This is a genomic window from Rhodococcus sp. APC 3903 (assembly GCF_030407755.1).
Lineage (GTDB): Bacteria > Actinomycetota > Actinomycetes > Mycobacteriales > Mycobacteriaceae > Rhodococcus_F > Rhodococcus_F erythropolis.
Map to the genome: position 1 here is coordinate 131,382 of NZ_JASDCV010000012.1, position 26,802 is coordinate 158,183.

A 26,802-nucleotide genomic window follows, 5' to 3' on the forward strand; every position below is an offset into this window, starting at 1 on the left:
CGCCCGACGTCCGCGCGCACCGTTTTCTTTCATCTGGGAACATGGACGAATGCGCATCGCGGAACACGTCGTCGACCTCATCGGCAACACCCCACTCGTCAAGCTCACGTCCGTCACGGGCGAAAACTTCGGCACGGTGGCAGCCAAGGTCGAATACCTCAACCCTGGCGGTAGCTCCAAGGACCGCATCGCCGTCAAGATGATCGACGCAGCCGAGGCTTCGGGTGAACTGAAGCCTGGCGGCACCATCGTCGAGCCGACTTCGGGCAACACCGGAATCGGCTTGGCACTCGTGGCGCAAAAGCGTGGATACAAGTGCGTTTTCGTCTGCCCAGACAAGGTCAGCGAAGACAAGCGCAACGTCCTGCGTGCCTACGGCGCCGAGGTGGTCGTGTGCCCCACGGCCGTCGCACCGGACAACCCGAACAGCTACTACAGCGTCTCCGACCGCCTCACCCGTGAGATCCCCGGCGCCTGGAAGCCCAACCAGTACTCCAACCCGGGCGGACCGGAGAGCCACTACGAGACCACCGGTCCCGAGATCTGGGCCGACACCGACGGCAAGATCACGCACTTCGTCGCGGGCGTCGGCACCGGCGGCACCATCACCGGCACCGGCCGCTACCTCAAGGAAGTTTCGGGCGGCAAGGTCAAGGTCATCGGCGCAGACCCCGAAGGCTCCGTCTACTCCGGTGGCACCGGTCGCCCGTACCTGGTCGAAGGCGTCGGCGAAGACTTCTGGCCGTCGGCATACGACCCGTCCATCCCGGACGAGATCATCGCCGTCTCGGATGCCGATTCCTTCGAGATGACGCGTCGCCTCGCCCGCGAAGAGGGGCTGCTGGTCGGCGGTTCCTGCGGTATGGCCGTCGTCGCTGCCCTCGAAGTAGCCAAGCGCGAAGGCCCCGACGCTCTGATCGTCGTCCTCCTCCCGGACGGCGGCCGCGGCTACCTGTCCAAGATCTTCAACGATCAGTGGATGGCGTCGTACGGATTCCTGCGCACCCCACTCGACGGCAAGACCAACGTCCCCACCGTCGGCGACGTCCTGCGCGGCAAGTCGGGCGAGCTGCCGGACCTCGTTCACACTCACCCGTCGGAGACTCTGCGCGACGCGATCGAGATCCTGCGCGAGTACGGCGTGTCCCAGATGCCCGTCGTCGGAGCGGAACCGCCGGTCATGGCAGGCGAGGTCGCCGGAAGCGTGTCCGAGCGAGATCTGCTGAGCGCGGTATTCGAAGGCCGTGCGCACCTTGCGGATTCCGTCGAGAAGCACATGAGCAAGCCGTTCCCGCTCATCGGTTCCGGCGAGCCGGTCTCGGCTGCCACGAAGGCGCTCGGTGACACCGACGCACTCATGGTCGTCGACGACGGCAAGCCGGTCGGTGTCATCACGCGCCACGATCTCCTGGGTTTCCTGAGTTCGGATTCCTGAGTACGGATTCCTGCGCCGGTGCCGGCGCCATTAGGCTGGGGACCATGAGTGAGCAACGCAGCAAGGCCGACAACATCAGCTGGCAGGGTTTCTCCACGAAAGCGGTGCATGCGGGTTACGAACCCGATCCGCTGACCGGCGCGGTCAACGTGCCGATCTACGCAAGTTCCACCTTCGCCCAAGACGGCGTCGGTGGAATGCGCAGTGGCTTCGAGTACGCGCGAACGGGCAACCCCACCCGTCGCCCGCTCGAGGCGAACCTTGCCGCGCTCGAATCCGGAACCTACGGCCGAGCGTTCAGTTCGGGAATGGCGGCCACCGACTGCCTGCTCCGTTCGGTACTTCGACCGGGCGATCACCTGGTCATCCCCGACGACGCGTACGGCGGAACCTTCCGTCTCATCGACAAGGTGTTCACGCAGTGGGGGATCGAGTACACCCCGGCTCCGGTGTCCGACGTCGATGCGGTGCGCGCGGCGATGAAGTCCAACACCAAGCTGGTCTGGGTCGAGACGCCCACGAACCCGCTGCTCAATATCGGTGACATCGAGCTTCTTGCCGAGGTCGCCCACGAGGGCAACGCAAAGATCGTGGTGGACAACACCTTCGCGTCGCCGTACCTGCAGCAGCCGCTGCAGCTCGGTGCCGACATCGCGCTGCACTCCACGACCAAGTACATCGGCGGACACTCCGACGTGGTCGGTGGCGCTCTCGTCTGCAACGACGAAGAACTGGATACCGCGTTTGCGTTCCTGCAGAACGGATCCGGTGGCGTTCCCGGCCCGTTCGACGCGTTCCTGACGTTGCGCGGAATCAAGACACTGGCGCTGCGCATGGAGCGTCACAGTGACAACGCGGAGAAGGTCGTCGAATTGCTCGACGGCCACCCCGCGGTTGCCAGCGTCATCTACCCGGGCCTGGCTTCGCATCCGTCACACAAGGTCGCGGCCAAGCAGATGCGACGCTTCGGCGGCATGATCTCCGTCCGCCTCAAGGGCGGCAAGGCGGCAGCTCTCGACCTGTGCTCGCGCACCGAGATCTTCACGCTGGCAGAATCTCTCGGCGGCGTCGAATCTCTCATCGAGTTCCCCGGCGCGATGACCCACGCCTCGACGGCCGGTTCCGCTCTCGAGGTTCCCGACGATCTGGTTCGCCTGTCGGTCGGCATCGAAGACGCCTCCGATCTGGTCGGCGACATCGAGCAAGCGCTGTCCTGATCTTCGCTCTACAGTAATTCGACTTCGAATCTGCAGTGCGCCTTCACACCTCACGAGGGTGTGGAGGCGCACTTTCTGGAGGCATGCGTGAATCTCGAACAGATAAAGGCTGCACAGCAACTGCTCGCCCCGGTCATGCGACGCACCCCGGTCGTGGCCTCGCGAGTGTTGTCCGAAACCACCGGCTTCGCCGTGAGCTTGAAATGTGAAAACCTGCAGCGCACCGGCTCTTTCAAACCGCGCGGTGCGTACAACCGCATTGCCAATCTTTCCGCAGAGGAACGGGCAGCGGGCGTCGTGGCGGCCAGTGCCGGTAACCATGCGCAGGGAGTTGCCTGGTCTGCAACAGAACTGGGAATCAAGTCGACCGTCTTCATGCCGACGGGTGCGCCGCTGCCGAAGTTGGTGGCCACCAAGGCATATGGAGCTCAGGTCCACCTGCACGGTTCGACTGTCGACGACGCGCTCGTGGCCGCTCGCGAATTCGCGGACCGGACGGGAGCAGTTCTGGTCCACCCGTTCGATCACGAGGACGTCGTGGCGGGGCAGGGGACTGTGGGGCTCGAAATCCTCGAGCAACTGCCTGAGGTCGGCACTATCCTCGTCCCCACCGGCGGCGGTGGGTTGATCGCCGGAGTGGCCGCAGCAGTCAAAGCTGTACGCCCGCAGGTCCGCATCGTCGGAGTGCAGGCCGAGACGGCGGCTGCCTGGCCGGCGTCGTTGGCAGCCGGGAAGCCGACCGCCTTGGCGTCGATGTCCACGATGGCAGACGGTATCGCCGTTGGCTGCCCTGGCGAGGTTCCGTTCGCCGAAGTTGCCGCCCATGTCGATGCCGTGGTGACGGTCAGCGAGGAAGCGCTGTCCAAAGCGCTCCTGCTGTGCCTCGAACGCGCCAAGCTCATCGTCGAACCGGCCGGCGTTGCGGCCGTTGCGGCCTTGATGACCTGCTCTCCGGAGGAGCTGGGACTGACAGGGCAGGTGTGCGCCGTGCTTTCCGGCGGCAACATCGATCCGCTACTTCTCACGCACGTCATCTCGCACGGTCTGCGAGCGGCCGGACGGTTCCTCGGCGTTCACATCACCATCGACGATCGGCCGGGCGCACTGGTCTCGTTGCTCGAAGTGGTTCGAGCGAACGGCGCCAGCGTGGTCGACGTCATCCATTCCCGTACCGGTGGCGAACTCGCGCTCGACGAAGTGGAAGTCTTCCTCACCGTCGAGACACGGGGTCCGGACAACAAGGCGGAACTTCTCACAGCCTTCGACCGTGCCGGCTACGCCGTACGACTGCAGAACTGACGCGACTTACTCGTCAGGCCAGCCGCCCAGAACCGTTACGCGATACTCCTGGTCGACCAGCCTGGCGGGTACGTCGAGTTGATGTAGCCAGTCGATGGCCGAACCGCCCATGCCGACCGCAACCCGACTGAATGCGGCGGCCTGGGCGCAGGAGGGCGCAATCACCGACACCGTGCGCCACATCGGCGTCGCCGTCGATTCGCGGTGCAGTGGTTTGACGGTGCTGGCCGTGGCGATCCCGCAGTCGGAAGGAAGCGCTACCTGGCACGTCGGGTCGCCGGGCAGGTCTTGAACCTGAATCTGCCAGCCGTCTTCCGGCGCCGGGCCGGCAACCGCGATGTCCCCGCCGAGGCCGACCAGTACTCCGCACCCGAGAAGCGTGGCGGTGGATGCCGCGCAGTGGTCCGCTGAACTGGCGCGGGCCGTCGCGGACAGATCGAGAACGACGTCGTCCGGGCTGTACACGCGGTTGTTCTCGACGCGAATCTTCCACCAGGAGTGAGGGTCTGCCGACCCGGCCGTCGGCGTGAGTTTGCCGTCGGTCAGTCGTGCGACAGCCAACGCGTCTTCGAGGAAGTGCGCGAACATCGGGGTCACGGCGACGCCGTCGACGTTGCTCGCGGCGCTGACATAGGTACGAATCTCGGAGTCGGCACGATCTCGATTGGTGGCAGCGTCGGCAGCGGTGAGGTATCCGCGAACCAGGCTGGCCGCGGAGGGAAGGACCTCAGGGTCGGTGACGACGACCCGGGCCTGCACACCCCACGTGAGCCACTCGGAGGCCGAGCGCGGAGTGCTCACGAACCGTTGGAGACGGCGTCCGGGGTTCCGAATCCGGCGACCACGACGGGCCGCTTCGCTACGGGATTCTTGGTGTGAGAAGCCGAGGTGTCCGGCGCGAGTGCCGTGGCAGTGGGAGAAGAAACGAGTGAAAGTCCGCCGCTTGCGAGCGCTCCCGCCACAGCCGTGGCTGCGAGGGCGAGGCGAACGGGTCGATACACCGTAGTGCGTCCCCGGGCGGGTCGTGGCCGATCGTCGCTCATGCACTCAGCTTGCACGCCGAACCTGAGAAAAGCCTTGGTGTCTGTAGTCATTTGCGTAACGCCCACCGAGATAAATGAGACATTGGTTACAGGAGTCGCGAGACTGAGCCGTGTCGAATGCATGTTCGAAAGGGTAGATGTTCGCACCGACAAGTTTCGGGTACGACCACGTACGTAGATTTTCAGAGGTTTATCGGAGGTTCGGATGGCAGTCGGTGTCCTGGCGATCGCTGTGTCGATCGGCACCGCACTGGGCGTGATGAGTGGAACTCTCGGAGCGCCCGCACAAGTCGAGAAGAACGAGTCTTCGAATGCTGCAGTCTCACTTGCAGCCTGGAACGGACCGGCACGAACTCAGGACACACCTGAGGGAATCGTGCCTTCCGTACCCTCCAACTTTCCGGGAGCGACATTGGCGCCCGTTGGAGCGGTGGCGGTGTTCGCGCCGTGGATCAAGAAGGCCGGTGCTCTGTGCTCGGAGATCACGCCCGCGGTGATCGCTTCGCTGTACTCGGTCGAGAACGGATTCAAGTACGGACCCGATACCGACATCTCACCGGAAGGTGGGCGCGGGCCTGGCCGCTTCACCACCGCAGCGTGGACGGCATACGGCAAGGACGGTGACGGCGACGGAAAGATGGACATCCTGGGCGTTGCCGATCCGGTGATGACAACCGGATACCGGTTGTGCGATCTCGTGAAGCAAGCGCAGTCCTGGCAGAAGTCCGGTGAGGTCGAGGGCGATACCGTCGACCTCGCGCTCGCTGCCTACGACGTCGGGCCGGACGCAGTTCGCGAAGCGGGCGGCGTTCCCGCCGACAAGGCGGGCAAGGTTCCCGCGGAGCAGGCGGTCGCCGCTCCGTTTGTCGCACAGATCAAATCGTTGCAGGACTCGTTCGCTCTGATGCTCGCACCCTTCGACTACAACAACCTCGCCGCTGCCGTTGGCGGTGTCGTCGAGGCCGGTCTGAAGTTTCTCGGATTGCCGTACGTGTGGGGCGGCGGAAACATCAACGGGCCCTCGATGGGCGGGTTCGACTGCTCGGGTCTGACGTCGTACGCGATCCACGCGGCCACCGGAGTGACTCTGCCCCGGACCTCGGAGACACAGTGGGGCGTCGGCGTCGAGGTCCCGCTGGATCAGGCGCAGCCCGGTGACCTGTTGTTCGGCAACTGGCAGGCAGGCGGTCCCGGCCACGTGGCGATCTATGTCGGGAACGGACAGATGCTTCACGCACCCACATTCGGTGACGTGGTGAAGGTCGGCCCGATCTTCGCAGGCATGAAGGCTCGCCGCGTGGTGTGAGTGGGCCGGAACTGCAACGCCGACAGAGCAAGAAGCGCCACCCGACCGAGTCGGGTGGCGCTTCTTTTCAGAGCTGGTACAGCCGATCAGCTGTGGTAAGGCTCCGCGCTCAGCAGGGTGACCTTCATGGTGCTGCCGTTGGGCAGGTTGTACTCACGCGTGTCGCCGACCTTGGCTTCGAGCAGCGCGCCGCCCAGCGGTGAGTTCGGGGAGTAGACCTCGAGCTTGGCGTCACGTGCGCCTTCTTCGCGGGTAGCGATGAGGAACGTCTCGGTGTCACTCTCGTCGCCGTCGTAGTAGACCTTGACTACGGATCCGGGCAGTGCAACACCGGACTGAGTGGGGGCCTCGCCGACCTTTGCGCTGTTCAGCAGCTCCTGGAGCTGGCGAATGCGGGCTTCCTGCTGACCCTGCTCTTCGCGGGCAGCGTGGTAGCCGCCGTTCTCTTTCAGGTCACCCTCTTCGCGACGCTCGTTGATCTCGGCGGCGATGACCGGGCGATTGGCGATGAGCTGGTCGAGTTCGTTCTTGAGCCTGTCATGTGATTCCTGGGTAAGCCAGGTCACCTGGGTCTCGGTCATCTCGATCACTCCCTAGTAGTCGGAGCCGGGGGCTCCCTCGACGATCGCTGCAACAGCAGCGAACAACGACTCGGAAGCACCACCAGGGATGCAACCTTGCCGTCAAACCTTGCGTCAATGCAGCAATACACGGTTCCACCCGGAACCGTGTATCGGGCAATTCTATCACGCATGACTACCCGCCCTGTCCGGCGCCAAACGTCCGGCAGGGTGGATGCATTCCGAGGTCAGCTCTTGGTCAGGTACTCCGGAACGTCGAAGCTACAGCCGTAGACGTCGGCCATGCCTGGCGGCTGGGACGTCTTGACCTCGGTGTTGAACTCGAGGGTCTGATGCTCGGAGGACGGGACGTAGACCTCACGTCGTCCGGTTTCGGATCCGTCCTTCGAGCGAGCGCGCACGATGCACATCGCGTCACGTGACGAGTCGTCGCGTGTGACGGTGAAGCGGATCTTCACCGTGGAGTCGTTGGCGATGTCGAACGAGATGGTCTCGGTCTCGATTTCCTTGACCGCAAATTTTCCGTACGCGTAGTACGCGATTCCGCCGCCTACGACGATGACGAGTGCGGTCAGAGCCCACACCATCCACTTGCGGGGACTGCCCGTGCGAGTTGTGCTCGGGTACCGATCTTGGGGAAGCGGTTTGCTCATCACTCTGCTCTCGAAGACTCGAGTTCACGTGTCGTGCAGCAACTGACTGTGTCCCGCCGAATTACCGAAGGGGTCACGGCTGCGCCAGGAACTCTCGGGTGGAACTATAGAGGACGTGTCCCGTCGCGCCGTCGGTAGGTTTGTCGGCAGTCGGTACGTTTGACGGCAACCACCCGGAGTAATCCGAGCGGTGCACAGCGTGTGACTCGAAGACTGCCGGTGACGGCTACAGGTGAACTGCCGGTGACGGCTACAAGTGAACTGCCGGCAACGGCTACAGGTGAAGTTGAGGTGAACGAACACGTGAGCGGATTCCGGCTCATGGCCGTCCATGCCCATCCCGACGACGAGTCGAGCAAGGGTGCGGCCACCACCGCCCGTTATGCAGCCGAAGGCCACGAAGTGATGGTCCTGACGCTCACCGGGGGTGAGCGTGGCGACATTCTCAACCCGGCCATGGACGTTCCCGGTGTCCGCGATCGAATCAGCGAAGTTCGCCAGGAGGAGATGGCCGAGGCCGCTCGCATCCTGGGCGTGAAGCAGCGCTGGCTCGGTTTCGTCGATTCCGGGCTCCCCGAGGGTGATCCTCTTCCTCCGCTGCCCGAAGGGTGCTTCGCCCTCGTTCCGCTCGAAGAGTCGACGCGCGCTCTGGTCAAGGTGATTCGCGAGTTCCGTCCCCACGTCGTCACGACGTACGACGAGAACGGCGGATACCCGCACCCGGACCACATCCGGTGCCACGAGGTGTCGATGGCTGCCTACGAGGCCGCTGCCGATCCCGAGTACTTCCCCGAGGACGGTCAGCCGTGGGAAATCAAGAAGGTCTACTACTCGCACGGATTCATCCGTAAGCGCCTCGAACTCTTCCAGGAGGAGTACGAGCGTCGCGGTGAGCCGTTCCCGATGGCGGACTGGCTCAAGAAGTGGAAGACCGAGCGCGGCGACATGATGGTCCGGGTGACCACTCAGGTCACGTGCGGCGACTACTTTCCCCAGCGTGACGACGCTCTGCGTGCGCACGCGACGCAGATCGATCCCAACGGTTCGTTCTTCGCTGTGCCGCTCGATATTCAGCAGAAGATCTGGCCCACCGAGGAATTCGAGCTCGCCAAGACGCGGGTCACCACGTCCATTCCGGAAACCGACCTGTTCGCAGGTCTCGAAGAGGACGCTCAGAAGTGAATGCTCTGTCCGCCGAGGTAGTTCTCGGCACCACACAATTTCTTGCTCAGACCCCGAGTAACCCATCCGGTCCGGAGTTCGGAAAGTCGTCTCCGGTCGGCCTGCTGGTGATTCTTGCGCTGCTCATCGGTGTGATCCTCTTGGTTCGGTCGATGAATCGCCAGCTCAAGAAGCTGCCGGAAACGTTCGAACCGGATCATCCCGAACTCGATCAGCAGGCAGACGAAGGCACCGACCGGGGAGCGATCACAGCTCCGAGCCCGGCGGAACCGAACGTCTCTACCGAGAAGAAGCCGAAGCAAGAATCCTGAGACGAACGAGGTAGCGACGATGGACCCACGGCTGCGGAACAACCTGGGTGGGTCCTCGAGCCCTTACCTGCGTCAGCACGCCGACAATCCGGTCCACTGGCAACAGTGGGGCGAAGAGGCGATGGAGTGGGCGCGCGAGCGCAACGTGCCGATCCTTCTCTCGATCGGATACTCGGCGTGCCACTGGTGCCACGTCATGGCGCACGAGTCGTTCGAGAACGCCGAGATCGCGGCCGTCATGAACGCGAACTTCGTCTGTGTGAAGGTGGACCGCGAAGAGCGTCCCGACATCGACGCCGTCTACATGAATGCGACGGTCGCGATGACCGGTCAGGGCGGCTGGCCCATGACCTGTTTTCTGACTCCCGACGGTTCACCGTTCTACTGCGGCACGTACTACCCGCCGAGGCCTCGCGGCGGAATGCCGTCGTTCACACAGCTTCTCGAAGCGATAGCCGACACCTTCACGAATCGGCGCGACGAGGTCGACAACGCGGCGCAGTCGATCGTCACGGAACTTCAGCGCGCGTCTGGCGGAATTCCGTACAGCGGAGCGCCTATCGACGCCGAACTGCTGAACGCGGCGGGTCGATCGATCCTCGGTGACGAGGACATCCCGCGCGGGGGATTCGGTGGGGCACCGAAGTTTCCACCGTCGGCACTACTGGAGGGGCTGCTCCGACAGTTCGAGCGAACGGGTTCGGGCGAGATCCTCGGCGGTATCGAGCGCACCGCCGAAGCAATGGCACGCGGCGGTATCTACGACCAGTTGGGCGGGGGATTCTCGCGCTACTCGGTCGATGCCGAGTGGGTGGTTCCGCACTTCGAGAAGATGCTCTACGACAATGCGTTGCTCCTGCGGTTCTACGCGCACTGGGCGCGGCGGACCGGATCGGACCTGGCCACCCGCATAGCCAGGGAGACCGCAGGATTTTTGCTCTCCGATCTGCTGACCGAGAACGGTTGCTTCGCTTCGGCTCTCGATGCCGACACCGACGGCGTCGAAGGCCTCACGTACGTATGGACGCCGACGCAGCTGGTCGAGGTACTCGGTGCGGAGGACGGGCAGTGGGCGGCGGACTTGTTCCGGGTCACCGATACCGGAACATTCGAAGAGGGTGCGTCGGTATTGCAATTGCTCCGTGACCCCGACGACTGGTCGCGCTGGCAGACGGTCTCCGACGCTCTACGCGCCGCCCGGGCTCAGCGTCCACAGCCTGGCCGCGACGACAAAGTGGTGACGGCCTGGAACGGGTTGACCGTCACGGCTTTGACGGAAGCGGGACTTGCCCTGGATCGATCCGACTGGATCGCGGCGGCGGCCGAGTGCGCTGGCGCTCTTCTCGACCTTCACCTGGTGGACGGTCATTTGCGTCGCGCTTCCCTCGGCGGGGCTGTCGGCACCCCGACGGCAGTGCTCGAGGATTACGCAATGTTGGCCACCGGCCTCCTGGCTCTCTACCAGGCAACGGGATTCGCGCGGTGGCTCGATGCGGCGCAGCAGTTGCTCGACGTCACGCTCGACCACTTCGCCGATCCGGCCGAGCCGGGAAGCTGGTTCGACACGGCCGATTTCGCGGAGTCCCTCGTCACACGGCCCCGAGACCCGTTGGACGGCGCGACGCCGTCCGGTGCGTCGAGCGTCGCGGAGGCTCTGTTGACCGCGGCGGCGTTGACCGATGCCGATCGATCCTCTCGTTACGCCCAGGCCGCGGCGGACGCGCTGGCGAGGGCCACGCTGCCGCTCGAGCGTGCGCCTCGGTCGGCGGGACACTGGCTCACAGTGGCGGAAGCATCGTTGCGTGGTCCGATACAGGTGGCCGTCGTCGGGGAAGGTTCGCTGTTGGCCGATGCCCGGCGGCTTGCCCCGGGTGGTGCAGTGGTTGTCGGCGGAGCGCCGGATTCTTCACCGCTGCTTGCAGATCGCCCCCTTGTCGACGACGGTGAAGCCGCGTACATCTGTCGGGGATTCGTGTGTGATCGGCCGGTGACGACGGTGGTGGAACTGGCGAATCAGTTGAACACGACGAGCCATACCGCGATGTAGTGGCAGATCGCTGCAATGACAGTGGCAGCGTGGAAGAACTCGTGATGCCCGAACGTCGTCGGCCACGGGTTGGGCCATTTTGTCGCGTACAGAATTGCGCCGACGCTGTAGAAGATTCCGCCGACGAGCAGCAGCACCATCGGCGCCACACCGACCTGGTGTGTCAGTTCACCGACCACGGGAACGATCGCCCAGCCGAGGAGAAGGTAGAGCGGTACCCCCACCCATTTCGGCGCGGTGGGCCAGAGCATCTTGAGGGCAACGCCGGCCAGTGCACCTGCCCACACGATCGCAAGAATGATCTTGCCGGTGTGGGTGGGAAGGCCGAGCATGGCGAACGGTGTGTAGCTGCCGGCGATGAAGAGAAAGATCATCGAATGGTCAGCACGCTTCATCCACGTACGGCCCTTGACGGTCTGCCACTGGATGCGGTGATACGTCGCGCTGATGCCGAAGAGGCCGCAGATCGTGATGCTGTAGATCGCGGTTGCCCAAGCCGCCTTGGCGCCCACCTGAGCGCCGGCTACGGAGACGAGAACGATGCCCGCGACGACGGAGACACCGAGCGCCCACAGATGGATCCAACCGCGCATGCGTGGTTTGACCGGAAGCTCGTCGAGCCCGAATGCCGTCATGTGCAACCCCTCTCGTTCCGTGCTGTTGCGAACTACGTAACCTACGGTACCGTAGGTTACGCACCAGTAGCATAACCTACCTGCGGGTTTTCGACGCGTACAAAAAGCGTGACGGCGCTCGCATGTGGCTGTCACTGCCGGGCGTAGTCTTTGACACCATGGTGATGTCACGGTGAATCTGCGCGGACTGCTGTACAGCATCTACGAGCGACGGCTCCTCAGTCATCTCGACGGTCTCGCGCACCCACGGCACGTAGCCGTGATGTGTGACGGAAACCGGCGATGGGCTCGCGAGAACGGCTTCACCGATGTCAGTCACGGGCACCGCATGGGCGCGCTCAAAATTGCCGAATTGCTCGAGTGGTGCGACGCCGCCGGAATCGAGATGGCAACCATCTACCTGCTCTCGACCGAGAACCTGCGCCGCGAGCCGGAAGAACTCGACACGCTCCTCGAGATCATCACCGACGTCGTCGAAGAGATCTCCGGGCCCGGCAAGAACTGGAGTGTGCAGATCGTCGGTGCTCTCGATCTTCTGCCCCCCGAGCAGTCCAGGCGCTTGCGGGAAGCGGCGGCGGGGACCAGTGGCCGAACCGGGACACATGTCAACGTCGCGATCGGATACGGCGGGCGTCAGGAGATCGCCGACGCCGTCCAGTCGCTCCTGCGCGACAAGATCGGTGCGGGTCTGAGCGGAGACGAACTGATCCAGGCCGTCACGGTCGACGGCATCGACGGTCATCTGTACACGTCGGGACAGCCCGATCCGGATCTGGTGATCCGCACCTCCGGCGAGCAGCGGCTCTCCGGATTCCTGTTGTGGCAGAGCGCTTATTCGGAAATCTGGTTCACCGAGGCGTACTGGCCCGAGTTCCGTCGAGTCGACTTTCTTCGAGCCTTGCGTGACTACGCGGCGCGGCACCGCCGGTTCGGCGCCTGAGCCGTCTCAGAGCTTGCGCAGTCGGAGCCGGTTGATCGTGTGATCGGCGTCCTTGCGCAGCACCAGGGTTGCGCGGGGGCGGGTGGGGAGAATGTTCTCCACCAGGTTCGGGTGATTGATCGAGTTCCAGATCTCCTTCGCCGCGATGGTCGCGTCACGGTCGGAGAGGCCGGAGTAGTGGTGAAAGTGAGCGTTCGGATCGGCGAACGACGTGTTGCGTAGCGCGAGGAACCGCTGGATGTACCAGGCTTCGATGTCCTCGATACGGGCGTCGACGTAGATCGAGAAGTCGAACAGATCGGAGACCATCAGACGCGGGCCGGTCTGCAGGACGTTGAGGCCCTCGATGATGAGGATGTCAGGCTGGCGGATCAGGTGGTACTGGCCCGGGATGATGTCGTACGACGTATGCGAATAGACCGGCGCCGCTACCTCTTCCGCCCCGGACTTGACTTCGGTGACGAAGCGCAACAGCTTGCGGCGATCGTAACTTTCGGGAAAACCCTTGCGGTGCATGATGCCCCGACGCTGGAGTTCCCTGGTCGGATAGAGGAATCCGTCCGTGGTGACGAGGTCGACGCGTGGATGGTGGTCCCAGCGGGCCAGGAGAGCTTGCAGCACACGAGCAGTCGTGGATTTTCCGACCGCGACCGAACCGGCGACACCGATGACGAAGGGCACCTGACGGTCGGGATGCTTCTCACCGAGGAACGTCGCGGTGGCCGCGAACAGCCGTTGGCGTGCCGCCACCTGCAGGTGGATCAGACGTGCGAGGGGGAGATAAACCTCGGCAACTTCTTCGAGATCGATCTGCTCGCCGAGACCACGCAGGCCGTACAACTCGTCCTCGGTCAACACCAGCGGCGTCGACTTACGCAGTGTCCGCCACTGCTTGCGGTCGAACTCGACGTAGGGACTCGATTCGTTGGTGCGCGCCATCAGCCCAGCTCACCGGCATGTAGTGAACCCGGGGCCCGGCGGACGAAACAGCTATGCGAGCAAGCCAGGCGCGTGTGCGCACGATCCGAGTGCATAGTCGGATTGTGCTCGGTGCCACGTCCGGGACTTTCGCCGGGTGGCATTCCGGAGCGAGCGGCTAGGCTCGGTCGTTATGGATCCAGACACACTTGTTCGCCAATATCTGCTGCTCGGACTGGGTTTCGACCGTCTCGAAGACGGGTTCGTCGACGCGTTCACCGGTGACCCGGCGCTGCGTAAGCAGATCGAGAGCGCCCCGAAGCCCGATCCGCGTGAACTTGCCCGCACGGCACGTGAATTGCGGGGCGAGCTGGCCGGAAGTGGTCTGAATGCCGAGCGCGCTCATTTCATCGACGTTCACCTCCGCGCCCTGGAATGCTCCGGGCGCAAGTTCGCGGGTGAGGACATCGGCTTCGTGGACGAGGTGGAGGCGTACTTCGACGTACGAATCGAAAAGGGAAACGAGGACGCCTACAGCGACGCTCACCGGTTGATGGGTGAAGTTCTGCCCGGTCCGGGACCGCTGGCGCAGCGAGTGCAGGCGCATCGCAAGGCCGACGAGATCCCCGCGGGGAGACTGAACGAGTGCGTCGAGGCAATGTCGAGTGCGCTGCGCGATCTGGTCCGCGGCACGTTCGGGCTTCCGGCGTCGGAAACCGTCGAATACGAAGTGGTGGGGGACAAGCCGTGGTCCGGCTTCAACTACTACCTCGGTGACTACCGCTCCAAGGTTGCGATCAATTCGGATCTGCCGCAGTTCATGGCCAACCTGCCGCGGCTGATCGCGCACGAGTCCTACCCCGGCCATCACACCGAGCATTGCCGTAAGGAAGCCGGTCTGGTCGGTTCGGGTCAGCTCGAGCAGACACTGTTCCTGGTCAACACGCCGCAGTGCATCATGGCCGAAGGCCTCGCAGATCTGGCGCTGGAAGCGATCGTCGGTCCGGAGTGGGGCTTGTGGGCGCAGGACATCTACGCCGATCTCGGCTTGTCTTTCGACGGGGAAAAGGCGCAACGGCTCTCCGCCGCGTCGGGGCAACTGCTGAGTGTTCGTCAGGATGCCGCTCTGATGTTGCACGACGAGGGGCGCAGCCTCGACGACGTGGCGCTGTTCCTCGAACGGTGGTCGCTGTCGACGCCGGAACGCGCTCGCCAATCGCTCAAGTTCCTGTCTTCACCGCTGTGGCGGGCGTACACCAGCACGTATGTCGAGGGATACCGGCTGCTCGGGGGCTGGCTGGACGAGGTGCCGGTGGGCGCAGAGCGCACCGAACGCTTCCGCAGGCTGCTCGACGAGCCGCTGGTCCCCAGCTCTCTGCGTGCTGCCTAGTGCCGGGTGGAGACGGCGGGAGCGAACTTCGTAGACTGGACGCATTCGTTTCCGCATCCAGCTTGGAGATTCCTCGATGACCGCTGTGCCCGGCTCCGACGTCAACTCTGCATCACTCGCCGAACTCGACCCCGAAGTCGCCGAGGCGATGGCTGGTGAATTGGCTCGTCAGCGCGACACGCTCGAGATGATCGCGTCGGAGAACTTCGTTCCCCGCTCGGTTCTGCAGGCTCAGGGCAGCGTCCTGACGAACAAGTACGCCGAGGGCTACCCGGGACGTCGTTACTACGGCGGTTGCGAGCACGTCGACGTCATCGAGGATCTGGCGCGCAACCGTGCGAAGGAACTCTTCGGTGCAGAGTTCGCGAACGTTCAGCCGCACTCGGGCGCACAGGCCAACGCTGCTGTTCTGATGGCACTGATGAACCCGGGTGAGAAGCTGCTCGGCCTCGACCTTGCCCACGGTGGTCACCTCACGCACGGCATGAAGCTGAACTTCTCCGGCAAGTTGTACGACGTCGCGTCCTACGGCGTCAGCAAGGAAGATCACCGCATCGACATGGACGAGGTGCGCTCGATCGCCCTCGCCGAGAAGCCGAAGGTCATCGTTGCCGGTTGGTCCGCATACCCGCGTCAGCAGGACTTCGCGGCGTTCCGTGCGATCGCCGACGAGGTCGGGGCGTACCTGTGGGTGGACATGGCTCACTTCGCCGGACTGGTTGCCGCAGGCCTGCACCCGTCGCCCGTCCCGTACGCGGACGTCGTGTCCTCGACCGTCCACAAGACCCTCGGTGGACCGCGTTCCGGCCTGATCCTGGCGAAGAAGGAGTGGGCCAAGAAGCTCAACTCCGCTGTCTTCCCGGGTCAGCAGGGTGGACCGCTCATGCACGCCATCGCGGCCAAGGCAGTCACCTTCAAGATCGCTGCCGGTGAAGAGTTCAAGGATCGTCAGGCACGCACCCTTTCCGGTGCGCGCATCCTTGCCGAGCGTCTGGGCAACAAGGACGTCGCAGACCAGGGCATCAGCGTCCTGACCGGCGGCACGGACGTCCACCTCGTTCTCGTGGACCTGCGTAACTCGCAGCTCGACGGCCAGCAGGGTGAGGACCTTCTGCACGAAATCGGCATCACGGTCAACCGCAACGCTGTTCCGTTCGATCCCCGCCCGCCGATGACCACCTCCGGTCTGCGTATCGGTACCGCAGCGTTGGCCACCCGCGGATTCGGCGATACCGAGTTCACCGAGGTCGCCGACATCATCGGTACCGCTCTGGCCGGCAACGCGGATCTGCCGGCGCTGCGTGCGCGCGTCGCCAAGCTCGCCCTCGACCTTCCGCTGTACGACGGTCTCGAGAACTGGGGCCTGCTCAGCAAGAACGTCTAGGTATTCCTTCACCGACGGCCCGGTCCCTTTCGAGGGGCCGGGCCGCTGGTTTTTTGCCAGTCGCGGATTGTGGCATCGGTCACATGACCGATGGTGGCCGAGTTCGGCGCTTCCTAGCCTGAGAGCATCACCCCTCCGGCGAAGGAAACCCCATGACCGAACAGAATCTGCATTGGCTCTCCGCTACCGAGATGGCGGCGTCGGTCGCGTCGAACAGTCTCTCGCCCAACGAGATTGCCGAAGCGATGATCCAGCGCGTCGACGCTGTCAATCCGTCGATCAACGCGATAGTGCAGTTCGATCGCGAGCAGGTCACGCGCGACGCGGCCGAACTCTCACGGCAACAGGAATCGGGCGAGAAACTCGGCCCGCTGCACGGCGTTCCGTTCACGATCAAAGATCTGACGGCAGTCGACGGGCTGCCGACCACGTTCGGGATGAAGCCGATGGCCGACAACATCGCGACGGGAAATGCCGTCGTCGTGGACAGGCTGCGCGGCGCCGGCGGACTGTTCCTGGGAAAGACGAACACTCCCGAAAGCGGTTACTACGGTGGCACGGACAACCACCTGTACGGGCCGACGCACAACCCGTGGAAGCTCGGCAACAGCGCGGGCGGGTCCAGCGGAGGTGCGTCGGCTGCCGTGGCTGCAGGCCTCGGGCCACTTGCCGAGGGCAGTGACGGCGCCGGATCGGTGCGTATCCCGTCGGCGCTCTGCGGGGTCGTCGGGCTCAAACCGACCACCGGCGTCATTCCTCAGACCATCCTGGCCGGGCGCTTCTACAACTGGGCGTACCACGGTCCGATCACCAGGACCGTCGCCGACAACGCGCTGATGCTCGACATCATGGCCGGGCCGGACAATGCGGATCCGCTCTCGATCGAGCGTGCGGAGACCTCGTACGTCGAAGCGGCGAAGGGTGACGTGAAGGGGCTTCGCGTCGCGTGGTCGACGAATCTCGGCCTCGGCCATGTTGATCCGGAGGTGCTGGCGGTGTGCCTCGACGCGCTGGCGGCATTCGAGGAATTGGGTGCCCAGATCACCGAGGCGACCCCGCAGTGGGGAAATCCGTCGGAGTCGATGTGGAACGGCATCTGGGTTCCCGGTTTCGCTTCCGAATACGACTTGCTCGACTGGGAGAACCAGCGCGGCGAGGTCGACGACAACCTGATCGAGATCATGCACGAGGCCGAGCGGCTCACCGGTGTCGACGTCGGGCGGGCCGACGCATTCCGCGGCGTCATGTGGGACACGTGGACCACGTTCATGAACGACTACGACGTGTTGGTCTCGCCGACCTTGGCTTCGGCCACGTTCCCGCTCAGTCAGTTCGCGCCGTCATGGCTCGAAGGTGCGTCGTTGCGTGAGCAGTTGCTCGATTGGCTCTTCACCTACCCGTACAACATGCTCAACAACCCCGCGATCACCGTGCCCGCCGGATTCACCGCCGACGGTCGACCGGTGGGGCTGCAGATCGCCGCACGCCACCGCCAGGACGCACTGGTTCTGCGGACTGCCGCGAACTTCGAAGCGGTGCGTCCGTGGGCGGACAGGAAGCCGGCCGATTCACTGGTGGTGGCCTAGCTCACACGATTGGCTAGATTGGTGTGATGACGTCTGTACTGCCTGATCGCGGCGCTGGACCTGACATGTTCGCGCCGCGATCGCCGGCGGCCGGGGCGTACGGCATTCTCGGCCTGTGTGCCGAAGAACTTCGCGCACGTGGACTCGCGTACTCGGCTGCGGCGGTCACGTACCGAGACCCGTCGAGCGGACGACATCGGGCTCTGGCGAGTTCCGGATACGACGCCAGGGTGCTCGAGTTCCTGCTCGACGACTTCGTCGCCGATCGCAATCTCTTCGGCATCATTCGGGAGGCTTCGGGCGTGCCAGTGTTCTGGCAGGACGTGCCACGATTCGAGCAGGTCGAGATGGTTACCGATGTTCTGCGGCCGTCCGGGTACGCCGAGGGCGCGTCGGTCGCATTGGGGTTCTCCGGCCGTGAGGTGACCGGATTGCTGCACATGAGCTTCGCGGATTCCGGCGTCGTCGATCGCGTGCGCGAGGTGGTGGCGGCGTCCAGCGCGGCCTGCTCGCGCGTCGTGGGGGACCAGGTGGCGCTCGATCGTGTCCATCTGAGCCCACGGGAGATCCAAGTACTGCAATTGGTGGCCAGGGGCGCGGGCAATGTCGAGATCGCCGAGGAGTTGTTCGTCAGCCGTCGCACTGTCGCCACCCACCTCGAGAACATCTTCGTCAAGACCGGAACCAATTCGCGGGTTCAGGCAGCGGTGCGCGCCGCGAAGTGGGGTCTGATCGAGTCCTGAGTGACGCTGAATCACACGAGTGGCATTTTGTTACCTGGCGTTCACCAGATGTGCGGCTCGTTCCGTGGCGCGAGTGTCCGATCCGCAGTACCGTCGGCAGTAACGAGTAACCAGAAGTTACTTGTGCGGGAGGTTCTGATCGTGACTGAAGCACTCAGTACGAGAGGGCCGGCGCCCGGCCCTTGTTTCAGCTGACACAGCGTCACCTGACACCAGAGCCGTCCGGCCCAGCGAGCTGAGTTTGCGCGGGTGCCGCGCAGACCTAGGAGCCCAACGTGACTGCATCACGCTCCGTCTCTGCCCACTCGGCCCGGGCTGATCTATCAGCCGGGAATCATTCGGGAGATGCACTTCGCACGTACGTCTTGGATACCTCGGTACTACTGTCCGATCCATGGGCTGTCACTCGATTCGCCGAACACCACGTGGTACTGCCACTGGTCGTGATCAGCGAACTCGAAGGCAAGCGACACCACCACGAACTGGGATGGTTCGCCCGAGAATCGCTCCGCATGCTCGACGATCTCCGGATCGAATACAGCCGCCTCGACCGTCCGGTACCGATCGGCACCGAGAACGGGACACTGCAGGTCGAACTCAATCACACCGACCCTGCGGTCCTCCCCGTCGGATTCCGCACGGACAGTAACGATTCGAGGATTCTGGCGTGCGCGCTGAACCTTGCGGCGGAGGGCAAGGACGTAGTCCTCGTCAGTAAGGACATACCGCTTCGTGTGAAGGCAGGCGCGGTGGGACTACCTGCCGACGAGTACCACGCTCACGACGTCGTGCCATCGGGATGGACGGGCATGACCGAGCTGGACGTCGCCTCGACGGACATCGACGAGCTGTTCAACGAGGGTTTCCTAGACCTTGACGAAGCACGAGATCTGCCGTGTCACACGGGTCTTCGTCTGCTCGGTGGCTCGTCGAGCGCCCTCGGTCGGGTGACTCCCGACAAGCGCATTCAGTTGGTGCGCGGTGAGCGTGAGGCGTTCGGGCTGCACGGCCGCTCCGCCGAGCAGCGCATTGCGCTCGATCTCCTCATGGATGAGAGCATCGGCATCATCTCTCTCGGCGGCAAGGCAGGCACCGGTAAGTCGGCCTTGGCTCTGACAGCAGGTTTGGAAGCCGTTCTCGAGCGCCGCACCCAGCGCAAGGTCGTCGTCTTCCGTCCGCTGTATGCCGTTGGCGGACAAGAACTCGGCTACCTTCCCGGTAGTGAGAGCGAGAAGATGGGCCCGTGGGCTCAGGCCGTTTTCGACACTCTCGACGGGTTGGCTTCGCCAGAGGTTCTCGAAGAGGTTCTCGCCCGCGGAATGCTGGAAGTGCTGCCGCTGACGCACATTCGCGGTCGGTCGCTGCACGATTCGTTCGTGATCGTCGACGAAGCGCAGTCACTCGAACGAAATGTTCTGCTGACAGTGCTTTCTCGTCTGGGAACCGGCTCGCGGGTGGTTCTCACGCACGACGTCGCGCAGCGTGACAACCTGCGAGTGGGTAGGCACGACGGAGTTGCGGCCGTCATCGAGAAGCTCAAGGGGCACCCGCTTTTTGCGCACATCACACTCACGCGCAGTGAGCGGTCGCCGATCGCCGAGTTGGTGACCGACATGCTCGAGGAGTTCGGCCCCACTTCCTGAGAAGCGATCTCCCCGTGCGGACTTCGGTCTGCACGGGGAGATTCTTGGGTTTTCAGTAGTTCAGTTTTGCAGCGGTCCGAGTTCGTTGTCGAGAACCTCTTGCACGACACGCATCGCCGCCAGCCCCGCCGGCGCGCCGCAGTACGCGCTCGCGTGGATCACGGTTTCGACGATCTCGGTGCGCGTCAAGCCGTTTCGTAGGGCTCCGCGTACGTGGCCTTTGAGTTCGTTCTCCGCGCGCAGCGCGATCAGCATCCCCAGATTGATCAGACTGCGGCTGCGGCGATCCAGTCCGGGACGCGTCCATACCGAACCCCAGACATTGGCCGTCACGAAGTTCTGCAGTTCTTCGCTGTCGGTGCCGCGGGTGCGCTCGAAGGCGGCGTCGACAAAATCGGCCCCCATGACTTCGGTGCGCACAGCCAAGCCGGCGTCGAAGGAGTCAGGCGTGGTGTTCTCGGGCATGGCAGGTTCGCTCGCTTTCGGCAGGTGATTTCAGGCCGGAGCAAGCCTACTTCGTGTCCCGCTCCCGACGACTGCACGGCCGACCGCGGTCACCACACCCCACGCGACGTCTCGCAGACTGAAGTAGTCACGCCAGACGGAGACCTTGCCGTCGCGCAGTTCGAAAGTTCCGCACACCCAGAATTCGATGCGCAGCGGCCCGACGGTCAGGATGTCGGTGCGTTCGGTGAGCACCGTGGACTCGTCGCCGACGATGTGGTGCATCTCGGCCTCGAATTTCAGTGAAGGCTTGGTGACCAGACGAAGCGCTCGCACGACGGTCTTCTTGCCTCGCAGTGTGGGGAGCGAGACGTTCTGCCAGACGATGTCGTCTGTCATCAATTCCGCTGCTGCGTCCACGTCGAAATCGGTGAGGGCCGCGAACATTGCGTTCACCGTGGCTGTCGAACTACTCATGGGGTGTCCTTGGCTGATTATTCGGCCGGTGTTGCCCGGATGAAGGTACCGAGATGATCGTGATCGAAGTACTCCAAGGTTAGCGAGTTTCCGTCGAAGGTGGCCTTCGAGACCGTCCCGGCCGGTGCGTTCTCGCCGCTGAGCGGAAACGTGAAGGTGTTTCCGTCCCAGTGGGTCAGCGGATACGTCACCGCGGCGGGACCCATCGTCAAGGTCAGCGCAGCGTTCTGCTGCGTCACGAGTGCGGGACCCCAGTACGGGTTGCCGTAGTCGCCGGTCAATTGGTTTGTCGGTGGGGCAGGAGCGGGAGTGGCCGGCGGTGTCTTCCCGGCAAGTTCGCCCTCGGGATCGGCTTGTGAGGCAAACGCCGCTTCGTACAGCGGGCGCCACTCGCGGGTGATCTTCCCGAACTGCACCAGATCGGCGAACTCGGCGGTCAAGGTCTCCGCGACGCCGGTGGGCGTGCCGTTGGTCAGAACGACGATGCCGACGTCAGCGGAGGGAATCGTCACGAAATTTGTCCCGGCTCCGACCAGGAAAGCGCCGGAGTGGCTGGCGGTGACACGGCCAGCGGCGCTGTCGGAAACGTTGAACCCGTAGCCGTAGAAGCCGGAGCGTTCCCCGATTTCCTGCGCGTGGCGCGAGACGATCTCCGGGTTCACTGCGGGCACGAGCGCATCCGTCTGAACGACCTGCTGCCCCTGATACTGACCGCCGGACAGCACCATGTCCAACCACTTGGCCATGTCGTTCGCCGAGGAGCTGACTCCACCGGCGGGGGATTGGGCGTCGGCGTCCCGAACCGGGCCTATCTTGTACTTTCCGTCTTCGAGGATGTGGCCCACTGTTCGATTTTCTCGGGCTTGGTAATCGGCGAACCGCGAAGACGTCGACGTCATACCGAGCGGGCCGTAGATCGTGTTCTGCGACAGCGTTTCCCAATCGGTGCCCGCCGCAGCTGCAACGGCCTCAGCGCCGGCTGTGACGCCGAAGTTCGTGTACTCGTATGTGATTCGAAATGGATTGAGCGGTAGTTGGCGTAGCTTCTCGAGCACCTGGGCCCGGTTGTAGCCCAGGTCCTCCAGCCCGTCGCCGGCGTGGTCCGGTAATCCCGACCGATGCGTGTAGAGATCGGAGATCGTGAGGTGGTCGGTCACCCACGGATCGGCAAGCGCAAACCCCGGCAGTTTCGAGATCACCGGAGTGTCCCAGTCGACGGTCCCGATTCCGACTTCGTGGGCGACCACCGTGGCTCCTACCGATTTCGACACCGACGCCAGTTGGAACACGGTGTCGGCATCGACGGTGGCGCTCTTACCCAACTCGCGAACCCCGAATCCCTTTGCATACACAGTCTTACCACCGTGCACCACGGCCACAGCCATGCCGGGGACGCCCGAACTTGCCATGAGATCGTTCGCGAGGCCGTCGAGCTTCCCGACCGCGTCGTCGATTTGCCCGTCCGGGATCGGCACCCCGGCGTCGAGACCGGGGCTGGCGTCGCTGACGACCGGCCCGGGCGCTGAGGTGGTGTCTGAATCGGACGAGCATCCGGCGAGCAGGGCGACCGTCAGTACTACCGGAACCGCCGCAGCCGACAGGCGCGAGCTGTTTCTACTGGTGATGGACACGAGATTCTCCCTAGCAGGGCTGTCGTCGGTACCACTCGGTCAATCCAGTATCGGGGAACGGCGGGCTGAGATACGGACAAATCGGGAAACCTTGTAGCTACTTCGGGGTCTTGGTCGCCAGACTGCCGAGAATGGAGCCTTCTGTGACGGGCTTCCAGGGGAGCAACAACGCGACCAGCAGCGCGGTGATCAGTGCTGCGCCGACCGTGAAGTACGACGCGATGGCGAAGCCTTCCAGGCATGCGGCCTTCATCGTGTAGATCAGACTGTCCTTCTGCTGCTCGAAGAGCGGACTGATGTCGCGCGAGCGGATCTCGATGACGCTGAGCACCGACTCACGAGCGAAGCCCTTCTCCTGTGCCGACATCACGGCGTCGGGAATGGCGTCGACGATCGGAGCCACCTTGGACGTGTAATACGAGGCGACGATCGAGCCGATGACGGCGACGCCCAGGGTCCCGCCGAGTTCACGCGTCGTGTCGTTGACTGCCGAGCCTGCGCCGGCTTCGTCGAGGGGCACCGAGGACATGATGGAGTCGGTAGCCGGTCCCTGGACAATTGCGAGGCCCAGACCCATGAGAACCATCGAGATCACGACGGGTCCGAGGTAGGGCGTCTCGACGGTCGTCTGGCCGGCCAGGAACATGCCGCCGCTGAGGACGAGGAGGCCGAACACCATCACTGCGGTCGTGCCGAGTTTCTGTGCCGCCAAGGTGGCGACGGGAGCGCCCACCGCAACAGCGGCGGCGAAAGGCAAAGAGTGGATGCCGAATTCGAGTGGCGAATATTCGCGAACGCCCTGGAAGTACTGCGTGATCAGGAACAAGAACCCGAACATGCTGAAGTAGCTGACCGCAATAGCCAAGGCGGGGAATGAAAACCGCCGGATTCGGAAGAGATTCATGTTCAGGATCGGCGCATCGGTGCGCAGTTCCCATGCGACGAATGCCGCCAACAACACTGTTGCAGAGAGGTATCCCGTGATGCTGAATGTCGACACCCATCCGCGATGTGGTGCGTCGATGATGGTCCACACCAGAATGACGATGCCGAGGAGCGACAAGATTGTTCCGACGAAATCGAATCGGCCGACGTGAAGCGCCTTCGATTCCGGAACAACCAGCAGCACACCGACGATGACCAGCAACGCAGCCGGAACGTTCATCCAGAACACCGAGTGCCAGGAGAAGTGCTCGAGAAGCCAACCGCCTGCCGTCGGGCCGATGGCAATCGCGAAGCCGGCCATTGCGGTCCAGGCAGCGATGGCGATGGCGCGTTCTCTGGCGTCGGTGAAGATATTCGTGATCATGGCCAGGGTTGCCGGAAAGACTGCTGCGGCAAAGACACCCATGGCAGCGCGCGCCATGATCACCTGTTCGAGGTTGGAAGCCAAAGCGCCGACGAGCGACATCGCGCCGACGCCGATCAGACCGATGATCATCACTCGGCGGCGTCCGAAGCGGTCACCCAGGTGGCCGAAAGTGAGTAGGAACCCGGCGAAGGTCAACGTGTACGCGTCGACGATCCATTGCAGGTCACTGACGCTGGCGAACAGGTCGACGCTCATCGTCGGCAGTGCGACGTTGACCACTGTGTTGTCCAGCACGACAAGGAGTTCGGCGAGGCAGATGAAGATCAGCGCAGTGAATCGACGGGACTTGGTCATCATAGGCGCCGAGGGCGCCGGTGCAAGTGTGTGAGACATGTTTGTACGCCATCTCTGCTCCTGCGCGGACGGCAGCAGCGGTTGGAAGTAGAGGGGTTGGTCAGCTCGGGGCCGAGACCAGAGCCTTGAGGTGCGCGCCGATCCGATCGAGAGGCGCGGTGGTGTGCTGAGCTTTTGCCATCAGAGTCGCGCCTTCGATCGACGCGATCACGACGGTTGCCCACTGTGCTGCAGTCTCGGACGGCTGTCCCTGCTGCCAGAAGAACGATGTGAGAAGCGATTCCCACGAGGTGAAGGATTCGCCCGCAGCAGTTAATGCCGCCGGCGTCGACGCGCCCTCCACCGCCGCGGCTGCGACCGGACAGGAGGAGGTGAAATCGCTCTCTACCAGGCTGTTTCGAAATATTGTGACAACCGCGTCGATGATCTCCGGTGGGGAAGACTGAGCGATCATCGAACTGATGGCGGCGCTGACGCCTCGGCCGAAGTAGGCAACTGCTTCGCCGGCCAGCTGTCCTTTGCCTTCGGGAAAGTAGTGGTACACCGACCCGCGGGGAGCTCCCGAGCGTTCGACGATCTCGGTGAGCGAGGTCGTCGCGATCCCGTGTTCACGGAAGGCATTGATGGCGCCGACCAGCATCAGAGTGCGGGAATCGGAGTCGGCCATCCCGCCATCGTATGCAATCGCAGAGCTGTTCGATTCATCTGGTGCCGCTGATTCTCTTGGTACTCCCCACTTGCGACGCGCTGCGGCGATCGGACAACGCGTCTGCGGGCCGGTCATGGCAACGAGGTGTCTCGAGGTGTGTTCATCACTGCCTCCCAGTATGTCGATCGGTATAGGAACGAATCTGAGACTAGATGTAACCGACAGACACAGTCAAGTGTTGTGTGCAGGTAGCGGGTATTGATCGATATTCATGGTGGCAAAACCCCCGGATCAGTGGTTATATCGTGCGGTATAGAGCTGTTGCTTCGAGTGTCAGCTCCGGAGGAGAGGAAACGGCATGCCGGTACCGACGTCAGTTGCACGAAAACGAAGAATCGAAGTCGCAGTCGGGAAGTATTTCGCCAATCCGCTGGTCACCGGATTGAATCGGATCGGCTTGATGCCGTCGTTGATGACCGAGATCGAGACGGTTGGACGCCGAACCGGTCTGGCCCGCCGAGTGCCCGTTGCGATCACCTACGACGGCGACGAGGCGTGGGTCATCGCGCAGCACGGCATCGACAGGGGCTGGGGCGCCAATATCTCTGCGACGCCGAAGGTTCGGATCCGTCGCCGCGGCGAGTGGGTGGACGGACAGGCCCAGATCATGCCGGACGACGACGTCCCGGCGCGGGTGAAGACATTCACGTCGGGGAAGGTCAGATCGGCGCTGACGGCCTCTGCCTTTCGCGGATTGCAGACCGATCCGGTCAGTGTTCGCATCAGGCTCGAACTCGATCCGTCAACTGATTGAATCAACGGGAGTTGAAGTAGTCGGTACGGAATGACCCGGTGCGTTCTCGTCGTTGACGAATGCAGCGGTGGCGCGATCGCCACTGCACACGACGAAGGAGCAGGGTCATGCGCATCGGAATCATCGGAGCCGGTCAGATCGGTGGCACGCTCACACGTAGGCTCGCTGCGCTCGGTCACGACGTGCGCGTCTCGAACTCGCGGACACCGGACACCCTTGCAGAACTGGAAGCGGAGACGGGCGCGAAGGCAGTCCGCAGCACCGAGGCCGCCGAGGGCGCCGAGCTGGTCATCGTGAGCATCCCGCAGAAGAACGTGGTCGATCTACCGGCGGGGATCCTCAGCGGTGCGGTCGCCGGTGCCCCGGTCATCGAGACCAACAACTACTACCCGCAACAGCGTGACGGTCTGATCTCGGCCATCGAGGACGGACAGACCGAAAGCGGATGGGTGCAGGAGCGCCTGGGTGTACCGGTATTCAAGGCGTTCAACGGAATCTGGTGGAAGCATCTCCTCGAGAAGGGGCTTCCCGAAGGTGCAGAGGGGCGCATTGCGCTACCCATCGCCGGCGACGACGACGCGAACAAGCAGGTCGTGTTCGATCTGATCAATCAGTTGGGCTTCGATCCTGTCGATGCGGGAACGATCGACGATTCCTGGCGTCAGCAGCCGGGAACTCCGGTGTACGGCAAGGACTTCGATCGTGAAGCGACGTTGAAGGCATTGGCCGAGGCGAGCCCCGATCGCACCGACGAATGGCGCGCAACCACTACGGTGTAGGGAAAAGAGTGGCGGTTTCGAAGGGGGAA

The 26,802-nt window shown here is 63.6% G+C and carries 26 protein-coding genes; 15 read left to right on the forward strand and 11 right to left on the reverse strand.

What is annotated here, in order from left to right:
• Positions 1–49: 49 nt before the first annotated feature.
• From QMA15_RS18575 to ilvA, 3 genes are all read left to right on the forward strand, one after another.
• Positions 50–1,435 (forward strand): cystathionine beta-synthase, encoded by a 1,386-nt coding sequence (locus QMA15_RS18575; RefSeq protein WP_003943292.1) that lies wholly within the window; start codon positions 50–52, stop codon positions 1,433–1,435.
• A 44-nt stretch (positions 1,436–1,479) separates the two neighbouring features.
• Positions 1,480–2,652 carry a cystathionine gamma-synthase gene (locus QMA15_RS18580; protein WP_007728802.1) on the forward strand — a complete coding sequence of 391 codons (1,173 nt, stop codon included), beginning with the start codon at positions 1,480–1,482 and terminating at the stop codon, positions 2,650–2,652.
• 135 nt (positions 2,653–2,787) lie between these two features.
• Positions 2,788–3,951, forward strand: a complete 1,164-nt coding sequence (gene ilvA / locus QMA15_RS18585) for a threonine ammonia-lyase (RefSeq protein ID WP_230544056.1) — start codon at positions 2,788–2,790, stop codon at positions 3,949–3,951.
• A 6-nt stretch (positions 3,952–3,957) separates the two neighbouring features.
• Here the strand turns inward: ilvA and QMA15_RS18590 are convergent, their stop codons facing one another.
• Together QMA15_RS18590 and QMA15_RS18595 are read right to left on the reverse strand one after the other, a co-directional pair.
• Entirely contained in the window at positions 3,958–4,752 is a 795-nt protein-coding gene (locus QMA15_RS18590; RefSeq protein ID WP_020970264.1) for an FAD:protein FMN transferase, read from the reverse strand.
• On the reverse strand, positions 4,749–4,994 hold the full coding sequence (locus tag QMA15_RS18595; RefSeq protein WP_153211881.1) for a hypothetical protein: 246 nt from the start codon (positions 4,992–4,994) through the stop codon (positions 4,749–4,751). The genes QMA15_RS18590 and QMA15_RS18595 overlap by 4 nt, the downstream gene beginning before the upstream one ends.
• A 205-nt stretch (positions 4,995–5,199) precedes the next feature.
• Here QMA15_RS18595 and QMA15_RS18600 point away from each other — a divergent pair, with 205 nt between their 5' ends.
• Positions 5,200–6,300 (forward strand): C40 family peptidase, encoded by a 1,101-nt coding sequence (locus QMA15_RS18600; RefSeq protein ID WP_020970263.1) that lies wholly within the window; start codon positions 5,200–5,202, stop codon positions 6,298–6,300.
• 86 nt (positions 6,301–6,386) lie between these two features.
• Here the strand turns inward: QMA15_RS18600 and greA are convergent, their stop codons facing one another.
• Together greA and QMA15_RS18610 are read right to left on the reverse strand one after the other, a co-directional pair.
• Entirely contained in the window at positions 6,387–6,881 is a 495-nt protein-coding gene (gene greA / locus QMA15_RS18605; protein WP_007726385.1) for a transcription elongation factor GreA, read from the reverse strand.
• Positions 6,882–7,108: 227 nt separating this feature from the next.
• Entirely contained in the window at positions 7,109–7,534 is a 426-nt protein-coding gene (locus QMA15_RS18610; RefSeq protein ID WP_020970262.1) for a DUF4307 domain-containing protein, read from the reverse strand.
• A 303-nt stretch (positions 7,535–7,837) separates the two neighbouring features.
• On the opposite strand from QMA15_RS18610, the gene mca reads away from it, so the two are divergent.
• Genes mca through QMA15_RS18625 form a run of 3 tightly spaced genes read left to right on the forward strand, consistent with a single transcriptional unit; the run spans position 7,838 to position 11,074 of the window.
• Entirely contained in the window at positions 7,838–8,716 is an 879-nt protein-coding gene (gene mca / locus QMA15_RS18615) for a mycothiol conjugate amidase Mca (RefSeq protein ID WP_020908526.1), read from the forward strand.
• The gene (locus QMA15_RS18620) at positions 8,713–9,027 is read left to right on the forward strand and encodes a hypothetical protein (protein ID WP_007726381.1); all 315 of its coding nucleotides are present in this window, start codon (positions 8,713–8,715) and stop codon (positions 9,025–9,027) included. Before mca ends, QMA15_RS18620 begins: the two co-directional genes overlap by 4 nt.
• A 19-nt stretch (positions 9,028–9,046) precedes the next feature.
• On the forward strand, positions 9,047–11,074 hold the full coding sequence (locus tag QMA15_RS18625; protein WP_290285784.1) for a thioredoxin domain-containing protein: 2,028 nt from the start codon (positions 9,047–9,049) through the stop codon (positions 11,072–11,074).
• Here the strand turns inward: QMA15_RS18625 and QMA15_RS18630 are convergent.
• Positions 11,041–11,709, reverse strand: a complete 669-nt coding sequence (locus tag QMA15_RS18630; RefSeq protein ID WP_020970260.1) for a hemolysin III family protein — start codon at positions 11,707–11,709, stop codon at positions 11,041–11,043. The genes QMA15_RS18625 and QMA15_RS18630 overlap by 34 nt on opposite strands.
• A gap of 172 nt (positions 11,710–11,881) precedes the next feature.
• On the opposite strand from QMA15_RS18630, the gene QMA15_RS18635 reads away from it, so the two are divergent.
• Positions 11,882–12,649, forward strand: a complete 768-nt coding sequence (locus QMA15_RS18635) for an isoprenyl transferase (protein ID WP_003945211.1) — start codon at positions 11,882–11,884, stop codon at positions 12,647–12,649.
• A 6-nt stretch (positions 12,650–12,655) separates the two neighbouring features.
• On the opposite strand, the gene coaA is transcribed toward QMA15_RS18635, so the two are convergent.
• On the reverse strand, positions 12,656–13,588 hold the full coding sequence (gene coaA, locus QMA15_RS18640) for a type I pantothenate kinase (protein ID WP_003945270.1): 933 nt from the start codon (positions 13,586–13,588) through the stop codon (positions 12,656–12,658).
• A gap of 172 nt (positions 13,589–13,760) precedes the next feature.
• On the opposite strand from coaA, the gene QMA15_RS18645 reads away from it, so the two are divergent.
• The 5 genes from QMA15_RS18645 to QMA15_RS18665 all read left to right on the forward strand — a co-directional run bounded on the left by QMA15_RS18645 (position 13,761) and on the right by QMA15_RS18665 (position 20,313).
• Entirely contained in the window at positions 13,761–14,957 is a 1,197-nt protein-coding gene (locus QMA15_RS18645) for a DUF885 domain-containing protein (protein ID WP_069146350.1), read from the forward strand.
• A gap of 76 nt (positions 14,958–15,033) precedes the next feature.
• Entirely contained in the window at positions 15,034–16,341 is a 1,308-nt protein-coding gene (gene glyA, locus QMA15_RS18650; RefSeq protein WP_020970258.1) for a serine hydroxymethyltransferase, read from the forward strand.
• Positions 16,342–16,493: 152 nt separating this feature from the next.
• Positions 16,494–17,927, forward strand: a complete 1,434-nt coding sequence (locus tag QMA15_RS18655; RefSeq protein WP_019744590.1) for an amidase family protein — start codon at positions 16,494–16,496, stop codon at positions 17,925–17,927.
• A gap of 26 nt (positions 17,928–17,953) precedes the next feature.
• Positions 17,954–18,670: a LuxR family transcriptional regulator gene (locus tag QMA15_RS18660; protein ID WP_007726367.1), complete on the forward strand. Its 717-nt coding sequence runs from the start codon at positions 17,954–17,956 to the stop codon at positions 18,668–18,670.
• A 275-nt stretch (positions 18,671–18,945) separates the two neighbouring features.
• Positions 18,946–20,313 carry a PhoH family protein gene (locus QMA15_RS18665; RefSeq protein ID WP_003945274.1) on the forward strand — a complete coding sequence of 456 codons (1,368 nt, stop codon included), beginning with the start codon at positions 18,946–18,948 and terminating at the stop codon, positions 20,311–20,313.
• Between the two features lie 60 nt (positions 20,314–20,373).
• Here QMA15_RS18665 and QMA15_RS18670 read toward each other — a convergent pair whose 3' ends face one another.
• The 5 genes from QMA15_RS18670 to QMA15_RS18690 form a co-directional block, all read right to left on the reverse strand.
• Positions 20,374–20,778: a carboxymuconolactone decarboxylase family protein gene (locus QMA15_RS18670; RefSeq protein ID WP_019744588.1), complete on the reverse strand. Its 405-nt coding sequence runs from the start codon at positions 20,776–20,778 to the stop codon at positions 20,374–20,376.
• Positions 20,779–20,808: 30 nt separating this feature from the next.
• Positions 20,809–21,234, reverse strand: a complete 426-nt coding sequence (locus QMA15_RS18675) for a limonene-1,2-epoxide hydrolase family protein (protein ID WP_019744587.1) — start codon at positions 21,232–21,234, stop codon at positions 20,809–20,811.
• 17 nt (positions 21,235–21,251) lie between these two features.
• Positions 21,252–22,865, reverse strand: coding sequence for a serine hydrolase domain-containing protein (locus QMA15_RS18680; RefSeq protein WP_259121093.1), 1,614 nt, complete (start codon positions 22,863–22,865; stop codon positions 21,252–21,254).
• A gap of 97 nt (positions 22,866–22,962) precedes the next feature.
• Positions 22,963–24,534: an MFS transporter gene (locus QMA15_RS18685; protein ID WP_060939512.1), complete on the reverse strand. Its 1,572-nt coding sequence runs from the start codon at positions 24,532–24,534 to the stop codon at positions 22,963–22,965.
• Between the two features lie 97 nt (positions 24,535–24,631).
• Positions 24,632–25,198 (reverse strand): TetR/AcrR family transcriptional regulator, encoded by a 567-nt coding sequence (locus QMA15_RS18690; protein WP_003945239.1) that lies wholly within the window; start codon positions 25,196–25,198, stop codon positions 24,632–24,634.
• A 340-nt stretch (positions 25,199–25,538) separates the two neighbouring features.
• Here QMA15_RS18690 and QMA15_RS18695 point away from each other — a divergent pair, with 340 nt between their 5' ends.
• Both QMA15_RS18695 and QMA15_RS18700 read left to right on the forward strand, forming a co-directional pair.
• A complete protein-coding gene (locus QMA15_RS18695) occupies positions 25,539–25,994 on the forward strand; it encodes a nitroreductase family deazaflavin-dependent oxidoreductase (protein ID WP_259121095.1) in 456 nt (151 codons plus the stop codon).
• Positions 25,995–26,053: 59 nt separating this feature from the next.
• Positions 26,054–26,773 (forward strand): NAD(P)-binding domain-containing protein, encoded by a 720-nt coding sequence (locus tag QMA15_RS18700; RefSeq protein WP_019744583.1) that lies wholly within the window; start codon positions 26,054–26,056, stop codon positions 26,771–26,773.
• Positions 26,774–26,802 lie beyond the last annotated feature (29 nt).

Bases quoted from the DNA above. Each gene is read 5' to 3' on its own strand.
- QMA15_RS18575 (WP_003943292.1), top strand. From the start codon at position 50: ATGCGCATCGCGGAACACGTCGTCGACCTCATCGGCAACACCCCACTC.
- QMA15_RS18580 (WP_007728802.1), top strand. From the start codon at position 1,480: ATGAGTGAGCAACGCAGCAAGGCCGACAACATCAGCTGGCAGGGTTTC.
- ilvA (WP_230544056.1), top strand. From the start codon at position 2,788: ATGCGACGCACCCCGGTCGTGGCCTCGCGAGTGTTGTCCGAAACCACC.
- QMA15_RS18595 (WP_153211881.1), bottom strand. From the start codon at position 4,994: ATGAGCGACGATCGGCCACGACCCGCCCGGGGACGCACTACGGTGTAT.
- QMA15_RS18600 (WP_020970263.1), top strand. From the start codon at position 5,200: ATGGCAGTCGGTGTCCTGGCGATCGCTGTGTCGATCGGCACCGCACTG.
- greA (WP_007726385.1), bottom strand. From the start codon at position 6,881: ATGACCGAGACCCAGGTGACCTGGCTTACCCAGGAATCACATGACAGG.
- QMA15_RS18610 (WP_020970262.1), bottom strand. From the start codon at position 7,534: ATGAGCAAACCGCTTCCCCAAGATCGGTACCCGAGCACAACTCGCACG.
- QMA15_RS18625 (WP_290285784.1), top strand. From the start codon at position 9,047: ATGGACCCACGGCTGCGGAACAACCTGGGTGGGTCCTCGAGCCCTTAC.
- QMA15_RS18630 (WP_020970260.1), bottom strand. From the start codon at position 11,709: ATGACGGCATTCGGGCTCGACGAGCTTCCGGTCAAACCACGCATGCGC.
- coaA (WP_003945270.1), bottom strand. From the start codon at position 13,588: ATGGCGCGCACCAACGAATCGAGTCCCTACGTCGAGTTCGACCGCAAG.
- QMA15_RS18645 (WP_069146350.1), top strand. From the start codon at position 13,761: ATGGATCCAGACACACTTGTTCGCCAATATCTGCTGCTCGGACTGGGT.
- glyA (WP_020970258.1), top strand. From the start codon at position 15,034: ATGACCGCTGTGCCCGGCTCCGACGTCAACTCTGCATCACTCGCCGAA.
- QMA15_RS18655 (WP_019744590.1), top strand. From the start codon at position 16,494: ATGACCGAACAGAATCTGCATTGGCTCTCCGCTACCGAGATGGCGGCG.
- QMA15_RS18660 (WP_007726367.1), top strand. From the start codon at position 17,954: ATGACGTCTGTACTGCCTGATCGCGGCGCTGGACCTGACATGTTCGCG.
- QMA15_RS18670 (WP_019744588.1), bottom strand. From the start codon at position 20,778: ATGCCCGAGAACACCACGCCTGACTCCTTCGACGCCGGCTTGGCTGTG.
- QMA15_RS18675 (WP_019744587.1), bottom strand. From the start codon at position 21,234: ATGAGTAGTTCGACAGCCACGGTGAACGCAATGTTCGCGGCCCTCACC.
- QMA15_RS18685 (WP_060939512.1), bottom strand. From the start codon at position 24,534: ATGATGACCAAGTCCCGTCGATTCACTGCGCTGATCTTCATCTGCCTC.
- QMA15_RS18690 (WP_003945239.1), bottom strand. From the start codon at position 25,198: ATGGCCGACTCCGATTCCCGCACTCTGATGCTGGTCGGCGCCATCAAT.
- QMA15_RS18695 (WP_259121095.1), top strand. From the start codon at position 25,539: ATGCCGGTACCGACGTCAGTTGCACGAAAACGAAGAATCGAAGTCGCA.
- QMA15_RS18700 (WP_019744583.1), top strand. From the start codon at position 26,054: ATGCAGCGGTGGCGCGATCGCCACTGCACACGACGAAGGAGCAGGGTC.